The sequence below is a fragment of the Coleofasciculus chthonoplastes PCC 7420 genome (assembly GCF_000155555.1).
GTDB lineage: Bacteria > Cyanobacteriota > Cyanobacteriia > Cyanobacteriales > Coleofasciculaceae > Coleofasciculus > Coleofasciculus chthonoplastes_A.
In genome coordinates this window covers 39,969-56,862 of the sequence record NZ_DS989863.1, presented here as the reverse complement: position 1 = coordinate 56,862, position 16,894 = coordinate 39,969, and the positions used below count along the sequence as shown (strand labels likewise).

The following is a 16,894-nucleotide window of genomic DNA, read 5'->3' as shown; positions in this document are numbered from 1 at the left end:
TAAATCGTTACAGTATGGTTAATCTAGTCTCAGAAGATTTGTATATTTTCCCCTTATCCTTTGCTCAAGAACGACTCTGGTTTCTCGATCAGTTAGAACCGGGTAACACGTCTTACAATATTTCGAGTGCATTACAGCTAGAGGGTCAACTGAATATTGCGGCGTTAGAGAGCGCGATACAGGAAATCCAGCAACGTCACGAAGTTTTGCGAACAACCTTTCAGGTTATTGATGGCGTACCCTGTCAAGTCATTGCTAGCTCTGCACCCCTATCTTTATCGGTACTGGACTTGAAGGGGATGGCGTCAGAGGCGCAATGGGGTAAGGTACAACAGCATATCAGCGAAGAAGCTAGCAAACCCTTTAACCTCTCCTCAGACTCCTTGCTGAGAGTGAGCTTATTACAACTCGCTGACTCTTCTCATGTTTTACAAATCACTGTACACCATATAGTGGCAGATGTTTGGTCAGTAGGGATTTTTATTCGAGAGTTATCAATACTCTACCAAGCCTTCTGTCGAGGAGAATCTTCTCCCCTCGTCGAGTTACCCATCCAGTATGCTGACTTCGCGGAATGGCAACGGCAATGGCTGCGGGGAGATGTGCTAGAGTCTCAACTCGACTACTGGAAACAGCAGCTAGCCGGAGCGCCACCCCTGCTAGAGTTGCCTACAGATCGACCTCGTCCTCCAGTGCAAACCTTTCAAGGGAATAGGCATCGATCTCAATTCAGTGCTGATCTGACCCGCAAAATCCGACGCTTAAGTCAGCAGGCTGGAACCACCTTGTTCATGACGCTGCTCGCCGCTTTTGCGCTGCTGTTGTCACGCTACAGTCATCAGCCGGACATTCTGGTTGGGTCCTCTATTGCTAATCGTAATCGGAAAGAGATAGAGCCACTGATTGGCTTCTTTGTTAATACCTTAGTGCTGCGGATTAACTTACAGGGTAATCCTAGCTTTTGGGAGTTGTTACAACGGGTGAGACAGATGGCGCTAGAGGCTTATGATCACCAAGACTTACCCTTTGAACAGCTCGTTGAAGCCCTGCAACCCGATCGCAGCCTGAGTCACAACCCCCTGTTTCAGGTGATGTTTGAGATGCAGAATGCGCCCGTTGGCACGCTGGAGTTGTCGGAGTTGACCTTGACGCCACTGACACCTGAACACACCATCGCCAAATTTGATTTGATGTTGACAATAGGCGAGGGAGAGTCAGGATTATTCGGAACCTGGGAGTACAACAGCGACTTATTTGAGGCGGACACGATTCGTCGCATGAGTGAGCATTTTCAGACCATGGTAGGGGCGATTGTTGATGATCCGGATTGTCCAGTCCGGCAAATTCCGCTGCTCACCGATGGGGAACGAGAGCAATTGCTCGTGGAATGGAACAACACCCAGAACGATTATCCTCAGGATCAGTGTATCCATCAACTGTTTGAAAAGCAGGTGGAACAAACCCCAGAGGCAATAGCCGTTGTATGTGAGGGGAAACAGCTAACCTATGCCGAACTGAACAGTCGAGCCAATGGTTTAGCACGGCAGCTCGTGGAGTATGGCGTCCGATCCGAAACCCTAGTTGCACTATTCGCCGATCGCAGCATTGAGTTCTTGACGGGCATGATCGCCATCTTCAAGGCAGGTGGAGCCTATCTGCCCATTGATCCCCAGTATCCTCAACAACGCATTAGTGAGGTTTTACAGCAGAGTCAAGCCCCCTTTGTATTGGTATCCCAACCCTTGGAATCCATTCTTGATCAAGCCCTAGACAGAATCGGTTCACCAGCCCAACCCAAACTCTTGCACCTGGAACAACTCTGGGAGCAGCCGCCAGCCGAAAACCTGACCATTGACTGTCAGCCCTATCATCTCGCCTATGTGATTTATACATCAGGCTCGACAGGAGTCCCGAAAGGGGCAATGGTTGAACATCGGGGCATGGTGAATCACTTATATGCCAAAATCAAAGACCTGCAACTGACCCATCGCGATCGCGTCGCCCAAAATGCCCGCCAGAGTTTTGATATTTCAGTTTGGCAATTTCTGGTCGCCCTGTTAGTCGGCGGTCGAGTGTATATCATCACTGATGAGGTGGCGGCACAATCGAGTCAACTGCTCTCTCAAGTCCAGCAACAGCAAATCACCCTTTTGGAGATCGTGCCATCCTTGTTACGGATGGTGATTGAAGACCTCAAGGGTGAGCAGCACAAACGGTTCGACTTGTCAACATTACGATGGTTAATCCTGACAGGAGAAGCATTGCCCCCCCAGTTGTGTCGTCAGTGGTTCGACTACTATCCGACCATTCCCATGGTCAATGCCTATGGTCCGACTGAATGTTCTGATGATGTCACCCATCACTTTATTTTCCAGCCGCCTACGACCGAGGTCTTAAATATGCCCATTGGTCGTCCCGTGGCGAATACAAGATTGTATGTGTTGGATGCTCAATTGCAACCGCTACCCATTGGAGTAACCGGAGAACTCTATGTTGGCGGTCACGGTGTAGGACGAGGCTATCTGAAAAATCCGCAACGAACAGCAGAAGTCTTCATCTGTGACCCCTTTGCCCAAGAGCCAGGACTCCGACTGTACCGTACAGGCGATCGGGTTCGCTACCTGCCCGACGGCACAATTGAATTTCTGGGTCGGATGGACTATCAGGTGAAAATTCGAGGTTTCCGCATCGAACTCGGGGAAATAGAAACCGTTTTGACTCAATGCCCACAGGTCAAGGAGACGGCGGTATTAGTTTGGGAAGACGCTGATCAGCATAAACGTTTGGTCGCTTATGTGGTGCATCAGGGAGAACAACCGACCATCAGTACACTACAGGGCTTTCTCCGGCAGAAATTGCCCGAATACATGATACCTGCCGCCTTTGTGTTCTTAGAGGCTTTACCCTTGACCCCCAACGGCAAACTCGATCGCCGCGCCCTGCCCGAACCCACCCTTGATCTCGCTTCACAGTTGGCTTGGACACCGCCAAGGACACAAAAAGAAGAAATAATCGCCAATGTATTCGCTTCAGTCCTCAAACAGCCGCAAGTAGGTATCCACCACAACTTCTTTGAACTGGGTGGACATTCCCTCTTGGCCACTCAAGTCGTCTCGCGACTGCGGCAAATCTTCCAAAGAGAAATCCCCCTACGCACCTTATTTGAAGCCCCCACCGTCGCCGAATTGGATACCGCCCTCAGCGCCAGTGAAACCACCAACGGTGGCTTGCTCCTACCAGAAATCACAGCCATACCCAACCCAGAACACCCTCTGCCCTTATCCTGGGCACAAGAACGGTTATGGTTTTTGCAGCAACTCGAAGGGATTACCCCCACCTACAACATCTGTAGCGCCCTGAAAATCACCGGACCCCTGGAGCGCGTTGCCCTAGAGCAAGCCATGAGTGAGCTGATAGAACGTCATCAGGTACTCAGAAGCACATTTAAAAGCAGCAACGGCATTCCTCGCGTCGAATTGCTGCCCCTCTGGGATTTCAGTATCCCACTCATCGATGGGCGCTCCTGGTCAAAATCGCCACAATCGGAAAGAATCAAAGACTTCGCCATCCAACAAGCCCAACAAGGGTTTGACCTGAGCAGCGAACCGCTGATGCGGGTGAAACTCTTGCAGCTAGAGGAGCAATCCTACATTCTGCTATTGAGTTGGCACCATATCATCTTTGACGCCTGGTCAAAGGAAATATTTGTGCGCGAACTCATCGCCCTGTATCAAAGCCACATCACTCAAGAGCCCCCCGGTTTACCCCCTCTGCCCATCCAATATACCGATTTCGCCTACTGGCAGCGACAATGGCAAAAGGCAGAAATAATCGAGGCACAACTCAACTATTGGCAGCACCAACTCGCTGGAGGCTTACCCCAATTGCCTTTAGGTACAAATCCCCCGGTATCAGGGACTCCTAATCATCAAGGGGCAAAGGAAACCATCCGCTTATCCTGCCAACTCACAGCATCCTTAAAACAATTGAGCCAGAGCCAAGGCGTCACCCTATTTATGACCTTGTTGGCGAGCTTCAAGGTGCTATTATCTCGCCACACCGGAGAAGAGGATATCATTATCGGTGCCCCCATTGCCGGTCGTCATCACCTAGGCACAGAAAATCTAATCGGCTTTTTTATCAATACCTTGCCCATCAGGAGTGACCTATCAGGAAATCCCAGCTTTGTCTCCTTATTGCAGAGGGTGCGCTCGGTGACCCTAGAAGCCTATCAAAATCAAGACATTCCCTTTGAGAAAATCGTCGAACACCTGCGCCCAGAACGCTCATTAAGTCGGCATCCCATCTTTGATGTCACCTTGAATCTCCTCAACACCCCAGCCGCCCAACTGGAGGTGCCGGGATTGACCTTTGAGCCATTAACCTGGAGCGAAACCGATGCCAAATTCGGGTTGAGCGCCCTGGTGCAAGAAATCGATGAGCAACTCAACATCACTCTGGTGTATCGCCGGGAACTGTTTGCCAAACAGGAGATGGAGAATTTCTTAGCCCAGTATGAGTATTTACTCCAACAAATCATTGAGCAACCCGATAAGTCGATTCACTCCTATTCTCTAGTCACCCCACAATGCCAATCCCAGCTCCCTGACCCAACCATCCGGTTAGACGTACCCGAATACGCCCCAGTCACCAGCCAGATAGCCAACTGGGTCGCCTTGACCCCCCAACAAGTGGCAATCACTCACCTGGGTGAGAGGGTATCCTACGCCCAATTATGGCAAAGGGCTTTTGAGATTGCCCAAGTTCTCTTAGCTGAGGGTGTGCAGCCGGGAGACGTTGTTGCCCTCTGGGGGGAAGCCAGTGTGGGACTGATTGCCGCCATGGTCGGGGTATTCTTGTCGGGGGGTGTCCTATTAATCATTGACTCCACCCTGCCAGAGGCTCGAATGCAGGTGATGGTCAAGGAATCGGGAGCGAAGTATCTGCTCAACTTGGGGGATAATGCCATACCCCAAACCCTCACAATCGGGGCAGCCCAGCTGATTGACATTCAGCCCAAGACTGGGGAACCCTGCCAGAGTCCCAGCCAAGTGATGCCATTGCCCCAACTTACCCCAGAAGCTCCCGCCTACATCTTCTTCACCTCAGGTAGCACCGGTAAACCCAAAGGCGTGTTAGGCACCCACCGTGGGCTAGCTCATTTTCTCGCTTGGCAGGGGCAGACCTTTGAGATTACTCCCCAAGACCGAGTGGCTCAATTAATCCGTCTCAGTTTTGATGCCCTGCTGCGAGATGTGTTTTTACCCTTAACCCATGGGGCAAGACTCTGTTTACCTGACCCGGAGAGGAATTTAGAACCCTCACAAATTTTCAATTGGTTAGACAAACAACAAATTACGGTAATTCACACAGTCCCGACGGTGGTGCAGTATTGGCTCACTCAAAAGCCCCAGGGCATCGGTTTAGAGTCATTACGCTGGCTGTTGTTGTCCGGAGAACCCTTAACCCAAACGGTGGTGCAGCAATGGCGAGAAAGTTTTCCGGCATCAGGGCAGATGGTCAACTTGTACGGGACAACGGAGATGACCATGGTGCAATGCTATTATCCGGTGCCCATAGAGCCGCCATTGGGTGTGATGCCGGGAGGGTGGTCTTTACCCCACAGCCAAGCCCTGATTTTGAATCCAGCCAACCAGTTGTGTGGCATCGGTGAAATCGGTGAAATCGTGATTCGCTCGGGCTGGGGCACCTTGGGCTATATCAATGAGCCGGAGGCGCAACAGCAACGGTTTAAGCCCAATCCCTACGGCGATGACCCCCAGGTGGTGTGCTACTACACCGGGGACTTGGGGCGTTATCGGGCAGATGGGTCAGTGCAGGTGTTGGGGCGTCAGGATGAACAACTCAAGATTCGAGGCATTCAGGTGCAACCTGGGGAGATTGAGGCGGTGTTGAATCAGCACCCCAAGGTGGCGGCGAGTGTGGTGACGGTGTGGGAAGCGTCTCCAGGGGATAAACGCTTAGTGGCTTATGTGGTCGCCAGAAAGAATCAGCCCTGGGAGGGGTCGGAGTTACGCACTTTTGTGCAGCAGCAGTTACCGGATTATCTGCTCCCCTCTGGCTGGGTAGCACTGGAGGCGTTACCGATGAGTGCCAATGGCAAGGTCAATCGGCGGGCATTGCCTGACCCATCAGAGAGTCTGGGGAACCGAACGGCGCAAGTGGCTCCAAGGACGCCTACGGAGGCGGTGATGGTGAAGCTGTTTGCTCAACTGCTGGGAGTTGAGGCTGTTGGGGTGGAGGAGAATTTCTTTGACATCGGGGGGCATTCCCTGTTGGCGACTCAACTGGTTTCTCGGTTGCGAGAGGCTTTTGATCTGGAACTTCCCTTGCGTACTCTGTTTTCCTCTCCTACTCCCGCCGCTCTGGCTCAAGAAATCGAGACCAGGCGTCAGACAGAGGCTGGACGGGTAATTCCGCCCATTGAACCCGCATCGAGAACGACGGAGTTTTTACCGTTATCTTGGGCGCAAGAACGACTGTGGTTTTTAAACCAACTCGAAGGGGCTAGCGCCACCTACAACATAGCGGTAGCGATTCATATTGCCGGAACGCTAGATATCCTCGCCTTGGAGCAAGCCTACCAGGAACTGGTTCAACGCCATGAAATTCTACGCACCACCTTTCCCTTGGTCAAGGGAGTTCCGGTTCAGGTGATTGCGCCACACACAGAAACAGCCATTGCGGTTGTGGACTTGTGCGGGTTAGAGAGTACAGAGCAAACGACTGAAGTACAACGCCAGGTCAAGTCCCACAGCGAACAACCCTTTAATTTGGCAACGGGTCCTCTGCTCAGTCTGGTGCTGCTCAAGCTGGCGCAGGATAGTCAGGTGCTGGTGGTGACGATGCACCATATCATCTCGGATGATTGGTCAATGAGTCTATTGATTCAAGAATTGTCTACTCTCTACCAAGGCTTTGCATCCAAGCAGCCCTCTGGGTTACCGGAACTATCCATCCAATATGCAGACTTTGCCCTTTGGCAGCGCCAGTGGCTACAAGGAGAGATTCTCAAGCAGCAACTGGGCTACTGGACGCAACAATTGGCAGGAATCCCCACACTCCTGAACCTGCCCACTGACCGACCCCGTCCCCCGGTGCAAACCTTCCGAGGTAGCACCCAGAGGTTTAAACTGAATCAGGATTTGACTCAACAACTCAAGCATTTGAGTCAGCAGTCAGGGACTACCCTATTTATGACCCTGCTAGCGGCTTTCGCCCTGCTCCTGTCGCGCTACAGTCGTCAGGACGATATTGTGATTGGTTCTCCCATTGCCAACCGCAACCGCCAGGAAATCGAGCCGCTGATTGGTCTATTTATTAATACCTTGGTGCTGCGGGTTGACCTGGAGAATAATCCGACGTTCTTTGAGTTGCTAGAGCGGGTGCAGCAGATGACTCTAGATGCCTATGCTCACCAAGATTTACCCTTTGAGCAGTTAGTAGAGGCACTGCAACCCCAACGCAGTTTAAGTCATCATCCTTTGTTTCAGGTGATGTTTGTGCTGCATAATGCGCCAACGCCAACTCTGGAGTTACCGGAGTTAACGCTGACGCCACTGGAGAGAGAGCGCACCGTGGCGAAGTTTGATTTAACCCTGTCGATGAGCGAGACAGACACGGGATTAATCGGGACTTGGGAGTACAACAGTGACCTGTTTGAGGCGGATACTATAGCTCGCATGGTCGGGCATTTCCAAACGCTCTTAAGTGCCATTGTGTCTCATCCCCAACAGACTGTGGGACAGTTCCCCTTGCTGAGTGAAGCGGAGCGACATCAGCTGTTGGTGGAGTGGAATCAGACTCAAGCTGAGTATCCCCAGGACAAGTGTATCCATCACTTGTTTGAGGAACAGGTAGAACGGACACCGGATGCTGTGGCGGTGGTGTGTGAAGGGCAGGATTTGACGTATCGAGAGTTAAATAGTCGGGCGAATAAATTGGCTCATTATCTGCAATATCTAGGGGTCAAACCAGAAACCTTTGTCGGAATATATGTTGAACGTTCTCTGGAAATGGTCGTGGGGTTATTGGGAATTCTTAAAGCTGGCGCCGCTTATGTTCCCTTAGATCCCGCTTATCCTCAAGAACGAGTTGACTATATTTTATCGGACTCAGAAGCTAATTTTATGATTACTTCAAGTCCGTTGGTAACTTTCTTACCTCAACAGGAAACTCAAATGATTTGTTTGGATACAGACGCGAATGTGATTTCTCAGCAAAATCCAGAAAATCCGAATAGCGAAGTTAAATCCAATAACTTATCATACATTATCTATACCTCTGGCTCAACGGGAAAACCGAAAGGTGTACAAATTTGCCATCAATCATTGGTAAATTTCATCAAATCCATGAGCAATAAACCGGGATTAACAACCCAGGATCGCCTTCTGGCTATCACGACCATTTGCTTTGATATTCATGCTCTGGAAATTTACCTACCTTTAACTGTAGGTGCAACGATTATTTTAGTCAGTCGTCAAGTCGCTCAAGATGGGTTGGAATTAGCCGATACAATTTCTAAACACGAAGCGACTGTGATGCAGGCAACTCCGTCAACTTGGCGAATGCTGTTAACAGCTAACTGGCAAGGAAATCCTCAATTAAAAGTGATTTGTGGCGGAGAATCTCTCCCCCGAGAATTAGCCAACAGTTTATTAGAGAAAGTGAGGTGTCTGTGGAATGTCTATGGACCAACTGAAGCGACTGTTTGGTCAACGACTTTTGAAGTAAAACATAACCGTGCAAACAGGGATAAAAATGCCCCAGAATCAATCGGTTATCCCATCGCTAATACCAAAATTTACATTTTAGACAATGAACTCCAACCTGTTCCCATCGGTGTGGTTGGAGAACTCTACATTGGCGGTGATGGAGTAGCACGAGGATACCTCAAGCGTCCCGAACTGAATGCTGAACGTTTTCTGTGCGATCCATTTCAACCGGGTTCTCAACTTCGGATTTACAAAACTGGCGACTTAGTCCGTTATTTACCTGATGGTAATATTGAGTTTCTGGGTCGAATTGACCATCAGGTGAAAATTCGTGGCTTCCGCATTGAGTTGGCAGAGATTGAAGCCGTTCTCAGTCAGCATCCCAGCGTGCAGGATGTAGTGGTGCTTGCCAGAGAGGAGGAACCTGGGGATAAACGTCTGGTTGCTTATGTGGTTTCTGGTGAGGTGACCCCAACGACTCATGATCTGCGTGGCTTCCTGAAGGAGAAGTTGCCGGACTACATGATTCCTTCAGCCTTTGTTGGGTTGGATAGTCTGCCGTTAACCTCGAATGGGAAGGTTGATCGCCGCGCCTTGCCAACACCAGAGGCAATCTCAAGAGACTTGGAGAGTCAGGTTGTTGCACCGCGTACCCCAAACGAAGTGGTTCTGGCTCAAATCTGGACGGACGTGTTGGGTGTTCAACAAGTTAGCATTCACGATAACTTCTTTGAATTGGGGGGCGACTCGATTCTCACGATTAAGATCATCGCCCGTGCTAATCAAGCGGGTTTACAGTTGACTGTGCGGCAGTTCTTTGAACACCAAACCATTGCTGAGTTAGCCGGGTTAGCTTCTCCAACGCCCCATGCTATGGCTGAACAGGGTATGGTGACAGGTTCTATACCCCTGACACCAATCCAACACTGGTTTTTTGAGCGGCATCAGGTCAATCCCCACCATTGGAATTGGTCTTTTTTATGTGGACTGTCTCAACGGTTAGACATTTCACGGCTAGAAGAGACGCTCAACTACCTGCTTTGCCATCATGATGCTCTGCGCCTGCGGTTTGATCACTCGGAGGCGGGGTGGCAACAACGGAATGCACCAATGGAGGCTTCTGTGCCGTTAACGGTGATCGATTTGTCAGCGTTAACCGTACAAGCCCAGCGAGAAGCGATTGAATCAGCTGCGGTCGAATTACAATCTAGTTTAAACCTAATTGATGGTCCCTTATTCCGGGTTGCTTACTTTAATTGTGGTGGTCAACAAGCTGACCGATTGTTGATGATTTTTCATCACTTTCTCATTGACGTCGTGTCTCAATCCATTTTGCTCGCCGATTTCCAAACCGTTTATTCGCAACTTGAGCGAGGAGAGACGGCAAAATTACCGCCGAAAACAACGTCTTTTCAAGCATGGTCTAAAAAACTCTGGCAGTATGCTCAATCGCCCGAAGTGGCTCAAGAGGCAACGTATTGGTTAGAGACAATTAAACCTGACCTATCTCCGTTGCCTGTGGATTATCCAGATGGGGTCAACACAGAGGCATCTACGGATCAGGTCATTCTCTGGCTCAGTCAATGGGAAACAACGGCGTTACTTGAACAATTTCCGGTCGTTTATGACCTAAAAATTCAGGAGGTTTTACTTACCGCTCTCGTGCTATCCTTTTCCCGGTGGACGGGAGAGCGATCGCTGCTGGTTGAATTGGAAGGTCATGGTCGTGAAGATCTCTTTCCTGATGTGGATCTGTCTCGGACTGTGGGCTGGTTTACCAGTCTCTTCCCCACCCAATTAGAGCTAGAGAATCCGGGGGAACCCGAAGCCGCTTTACTCTCGATCAAAAACCAATTGCGTCGCATCCCTGATCGGGGTATCGGCTTTGGTTTGTTGTATCATCTCTGCCAAGACAAGAGGATTTCGCAACAAATCCGTGAACTTCCTCAAGCTCAAGTGAATTTTAACTATCATGGTCAGCTTGACCGAGGTTCACCCTCTACTCTATTTACATCCGTACCCGAAAATAAAGGACCAGAACGAGATTTAAACGGCATCCGAATGTGTCCGTTATATATAGCGGCGAATGTCACCCGTGGACGATTACGGATGAGATGGAGTTACAGCACGAATTTGTACCAACGGAAAACGATCGCGACTCTCGCTCAAGGTTTTGTGGAAAACTTACAATTGCTAATTGCTCATTGTTTATCTAGTGGAGAAAACTAACATGACTGACGTTACTCTCGTTAAAAAATCCCCGGAAATATTCACAGAAAATAAATATCTGGTGGTCAAATCATTTCTCAGTGATCCTTTATTAAGGGTCGCCTATAATTACGCCTTAATGCTGGTTGAAACCGGAAAAATTAAAAAAGGGGATTGGCGATTTCCAGGAACACCGATCCTGAAACAGGATGTATTGATGGAAACCCTCCTCGAAGAGCTACGACCCCAAGTCGAATTAGCCACAGGGAAAAAACTCTACCCCACTTATGCTTACGGACGAGTGTACAAAAAGGGCGACAGTTTGGCTAAACATAAAGACCGATCCGCCTGTGAAGTGAGTGTGACGTTAACCCTAGGTTCTGATGGGAGTACGTCGTGGCCCATTTATGTCAACGGACCCCAAGGGATTTCCGCTATCTCTCTGAATCCGGGTGATGCTCTGTTGTATCGCGGCTGTGAAGTTGAACACTGGAGAGAAACCTTTGACGGGGAACATCAAGTCCAAGTCTTTCTGCATTACGTCGAGCAAGACGGACCGAAAGCGGAATGGCGATTTGATAAACGACCCCAACTTGGGGTGAAAAAACAAGTCACATTGATGGATAAGCTCAAAACATTGCCTTGGGTATTTAAGCTACAAATGCAGCGCCTGCGGGGAAATAAATAACCGTCAAAATATATATGTTTTAAGACTATGAATGCTTTAAATCGTCTCCTGTCCCCTCCGGATGAGGCGCTCACTTTTGTCGATATCTTGCGGCGGCGAGCCGACGATCAGCCAAATTCCGTTGCTTACTTATTCTTACCCGACGGAGAAACAGAAGAAATCCGCCTCACGTATCACGAGTTAGATACTCGTGCGCGAAGCATCGCCGCGCAACTTCAACGTCAGGGCGCAAGGGGTGAGCGAGCCCTACTCCTCTATCCATCAGGTTGGGAATTTATTTGTGCCTTTTTTGGGTGTTTGTATGCTGGAGTTGTGGCAGTTCCGGCTTATCCCCCTCGGCGCAATCAGCATCGGAAACGGTTACAAGCAATTGTGGCTGATGCTCAAGCCACGTTTGCCCTCACCACGACATCGGTGTTAACCCAGATGGGGTCTCGTTTAACTGAAGCGCCTGAACTCGCGGCGATGCATTGGTTGACAACCGATAGGATTGCCAGTGATATAGCCAGGGATTGGCACGTCCCGACAATAAACCAAGATACACTGGCATTTCTACAGTACACCTCGGGGTCAACGGGGACGCCCAAAGGGGTGATGGTCAGTCATGGAAACCTGCTGCACAATGAGCAAATGATTCAGCAGGCATTCGGTCATTCTTCAAAAACGGTGGTTGTTGGTTGGTTGCCGTTATTCCATGACATGGGACTGATTGGCAATGTCTTGCAACCCGTATACTTGGGTGTACAAAGCATTCTGATGCCCCCAGAGGCGTTCCTGCTCAAGCCTTATTGTTGGTTACAGGCGATTTCCCGCTATCAAGCCACAACCAGTGGTGGACCGAATTTTGCCTATGATTTATGTGTACAAACGATTAAGCCCGAACAACGAGCCAGTTTAGATTTGAGTCGCTGGAACGTCGCGTTTAATGGTGCCGAGCCAGTGCGTTGGTCAACCCTAGAGCAGTTTGCTCGCACCTTCGCGGATTGTGGTTTCTCGCCTCAGGCATTTTACCCCTGCTACGGTATGGCTGAGACAACCCTATTTGTTTCGGGGGGATTAAACAATCAACCGCCCGTCGTCTGTTCAGTAAAAGAGGCAGAACTGGCGAAAAACCAGGTCGTGGAAGCCCCAAGTGAAGAGCCAGGAACTCGCCCGATTGTGGGTTGTGGACAAGCCTGGTTAGACGAGACCCTTGCGATCGTTGATCCGGACTCCTTAACCCAATGTCCAGAAAAGCAAGTGGGAGAGATTTGGGTGTCTGGATCAAGTATAGCGGGGGGGTATTGGCAGCGATCGCAGCAGACCCAAGAAACCTTCCAAGGGTACATCGCTGATACAGGCGCAGGTCCGTTTCTGCGGACAGGGGATTTGGGATTTTTGCGGGCGGGTGAGTTGTTCATCACTGGACGACTCAAGGATTTAATGATCATCCGAGGTCGCAACCATTATCCTCAAGATATTGAACTCACGGTCGAAACCTGTCATTCAGCACTACGCCCCCACTGTGGCGCGGCGTTTTCGGTTCCCGTGAACGGTCAAGAAAAACTGGTGATTGCTCAAGAGGTAAAACGCAGTTCGCGGCGGACGCTCAACGCGGATGAGGTGATTGGGGCAATTCGTCGAGCCGTCGCAGCCGAACATGATATCGACGTTTATGGGATCGTCCTGCTGCGAACCGCCAGTATTCCGAAAACATCCAGTGGCAAAGTGCAACGGGGTGCCTGTCGGGATGGCTTTTTAGCTGACACCCTAAATGGGGTAACCTCCTGGTTGGCAACGTCTCAACCCTCAACTCAATTACAGCCAGGAGAGGCTGAGGTGAAAACGCTCCCTCAATCCCTGTCCCCTAACCGCCAAGAGGAAATCCAACGGTGGTTAATTGCCCAGGTGTCCCAGTCCCTGCAAGTGTTGCCCGAGGCGATAGACATTCGACACCCCTTAGCTGACTATGGTCTCAGTTCAATGGTCGCCATCCGTCTGGCGGGGGAGGCTCAAGACTGGCTGGGCTATAAAGTTTCTCCCACCTTATTGTACGATTACCCAACAATCGAACGTCTCGCCCAACAGTTAGCCCAGGAAACGGCAACTCTCGCCCCTACCCCCTACACACCCATTGTCCAACCAGACGCGATCGCGATCATTGGTCTGGGTTGTCGTTTCCCTGGTGCCAATGACCCAGACGCTTTCTGGAGGTTGCTGAAAAACGGTGTGGATGCCATTACTGAGATACCTAATTCCCGTTGGTCAGTCAACACCTTGTATGATCAACAGCCCGCAACGCCCGGTAAAATGAGTACCCGTTGGGGCGGATTTCTGGAGCAAGTAGACGGTTTCGATGCTGATTTTTTCGGGATTTCTCCCCGCGAGGCAGAACGGATCGACCCTCAACAACGGCTGTTGTTAGAAGTCGCCTGGGAAACCCTGGAATATGCAGGTCTGAGCGCGAACCAGTTAGCAGGTAGCCAAACAGGTGTATTTATTGGCATCAGTAGCCAGGACTACTCCCGGTTTCAATGTGAGAACTATGCCGATATTGATGGGTACACCGGTACCGGTAATGCCTTGAGTATTGCCGCCAACCGCCTCTCCTATGTGTTTGATTGGCAAGGACCCTCCTTAGCCGTGGACACCGCTTGCTCCTCCTCCCTGGTTTCCGTACACTTAGCCTGTCAAAGTTTGCACAATGGAGAATGCCAACAAGCCCTAGCGGGTGGCGTGAATTTAATCCTATCCCCAGAGTTAACGATTACCTTTTCCCAAGCCAAGATGATGGCAGCCGATGGTCGTTGTAAGACCTTCGATGCGGAGGCGGATGGGTATGTTCGGGCTGAGGGCTGTGGCTTAGTGTTGCTCAAGCGTCTCAGTGATGCTCAACGGGATGGAGACAATATTCTCGCCATCATCAAAGGTTCAGCCATGAATCAAGATGGTCGCAGTAATGGGTTAACCGCGCCCAATGGATTGGCTCAACAGGCTGTGATCCGACAAGCACTCGCCAACGCGGGTGTCAAGGCATCGGAAATCAGTTATGTGGAAACCCATGGTACGGGTACGGCATTGGGTGATCCGATTGAGGTGGAATCCCTGAAAGCGGTGCGGCTGTCGGAGCAATCGGAACCATCGCCCTGTATTCTGGGTTCGGTGAAAGCGAATATTGGTCATTTGGAAGCTGCTGCGGGTATCGCTGGCTTAATTAAAGTGGTACTCTGCCTACAACAGGAAGAGATTCCCCGTCAGTTGCACCTCAACCAGTTGAATCCCCATATTTCTTGGGATGAGCGCTTATTTGGGATTCCCCAAGCACCACAGCCTTGGCTCAGGGGTGGGAAAGCGCGTGTGGCTGGGGTGAGTTCCTTTGGCTTCGGTGGCACCAACGCCCATGTTGTCCTGGCAGAAGCGCCTCAGGTAGAGACGCAACCCGAAACCCCTGTCCAAGTGCCAGAAGTCGAACGAAGTCTGCATCTTTTAACCCTCTCAGCCAAAACCGAGAACGCCCTTGGGGAATTAGTGAAACGCTATGGGGCGTTCTTAGCCACCCACCCAACTTCCTCACTTGCCGATATCTGCTTCAGTGCCAATACGGGGCGATCGCATTTTAACCATCGCCTCGCGGTTGTGGCTGAATCAACGGCGTCATTGCGTGAACAGTTAGCGGCTGGGCTGACGGGCAAAGAAACCCTGGGACGGGTGACGGGTCAGGTAACGAATCGCCAACGCCCCAAACTCGCCTTTCTGTTTACGGGTCAGGGCTCTCAGTACCTGAACATGGGACAGGAACTCTATCAGACGCAGCCCACCTTCCGTCAAACCCTTGATCGCTGCGACGAAATTCTGCGTCCTTACTTAGAAACCTCCCTGCTATCAATCCTCTATCCCGAACCGGGAATGAGTTCTCCCCTGAATGAAACCGCTTATACCCAACCTGCCTTATTTGCGATCGAATATGCTTTAGTGCAGCTTTGGCAATCCTGGGGAGTGCATCCTGATGCGGTGATGGGTCATAGTGTGGGGGAATATGTTGCTGCTTGTGTGGCGGGAGTCTTTAGTTTAGAGGAGGGGCTAAAGCTGATTGCGACTAGAAGTCGGCTGATGCAACGCCTAGATAGGGGCGGTGAAATGGTGGCGGTGTTTGCAGATGAGGCATCGATTCGTGATGTGATTGACTGGGATGACCAAATTGTCGGGATTGCTGCCTACAATAGTCCCCAAAATACGGTGATTTCGGGACAATCTCAGACTGTCCGAGACATCTGCGCCGCCCTAGAAGCGAGGGGAATTAAAACGAAACCGTTACAGGTTTCCCATGCTTTCCATTCTCCCTTGATGGAGCCGATGCTCACTGAATTTCATCAGGTGGCGGCAACAATAACCTACCAAACGCCCCAAATTGACCTGATCTCTAACGTCACCGGAAAGCGACTCACTGGCGCCGAGATTACGCCAGACTATTGGTGTCGTCATGTACGCCAAGGGGTACGATTAGCCGATAGTATCAAAACACTTCACGCCTGTGACTATAATATCTTTGTCGAAATTGGACCCAAACCAACCGTGTTGGGCATGGCACGCCAATCGCTACCCCAAGACGCGGGCGTGTGGTTACCCAGTCTACGTTTGGGATGCTCAGACTGGCAACAACTGTTACAGAGTCTGGCAGAGTTATATGTCCAGGGGGTTCCGGTAGACTGGTCAGGCTTTGATCGGGACTATCCCCGTCATCGGCTTATTTTACCCACCTATCCCTGGCAGCGATCGCGTTATTGGCTCGAAAGCACTAAAGTTGATGATCGTCAAACACGACTCCTGTCAAGCCCTAGTACCAATCCGCCTAATGGGATGACAGATCAACCCCAACCGGAGAGGCACAAACATCCGCTTTTAGGCAATCGATTAAACCATCTGGCACCGCCAAATCTTTATATCTGGGAAACTGAGATTGATGCGCTGTCTCTTTCCTACCTCAACGATCATCGAGTGTGGGATAGTATCGTCATGCCTCACAGTGCTTATATCGAAATAGCGTTGGCGGCTACAGAGGAAGCCTTTGAGAGCAAACCTAAACAGTTAACGAATTTAAAACTCTATAGCCCCCTATTTTTATCGGAACAAGACGTTCAGAAAATTCAAGTTGTTTTAATGTCTGAGTCTGATGCGTCATTATCGTTTTATTTATATAGCTATCAGCTAAACCCACCCACCTTACCTCAAGAGTGGAGGTTATATGCCACGGCACAGATTACCCTTTAAACTCCCCGATTAATTA

At 50.4% G+C, this 16,894-nt stretch carries 3 protein-coding genes; all 3 read left to right on the top strand.

Translation table 11 applies throughout. The annotated features are described in order from the left end of the window. Nucleotides 1–14 precede the first annotated feature (14 nt). The 3 genes from MC7420_RS26125 to MC7420_RS26115 are packed head-to-tail and all read left to right on the top strand — an operon-like array spanning nt 15 to nt 16,878. Nucleotides 15–10,964: a non-ribosomal peptide synthetase gene (locus MC7420_RS26125; RefSeq protein ID WP_006104279.1), complete on the top strand. Its 10,950-nt coding sequence runs from the start codon at nt 15–17 to the stop codon at nt 10,962–10,964. A 1-nt stretch (nt 10,965) separates the two neighbouring features. After that, on the top strand, nt 10,966–11,631 hold the full coding sequence (locus MC7420_RS35705; RefSeq protein ID WP_006104274.1) for a hypothetical protein: 666 nt from the start codon (nt 10,966–10,968) through the stop codon (nt 11,629–11,631). Nucleotides 11,632–11,658: 27 nt separating this feature from the next. Beyond that, nucleotides 11,659–16,878 carry a type I polyketide synthase gene (locus tag MC7420_RS26115; protein ID WP_006104264.1) on the top strand — a complete coding sequence of 1,740 codons (5,220 nt, stop codon included), beginning with the start codon at nt 11,659–11,661 and terminating at the stop codon, nt 16,876–16,878. The last annotated feature ends 16 nt before the right edge of the window (nt 16,879–16,894 follow it).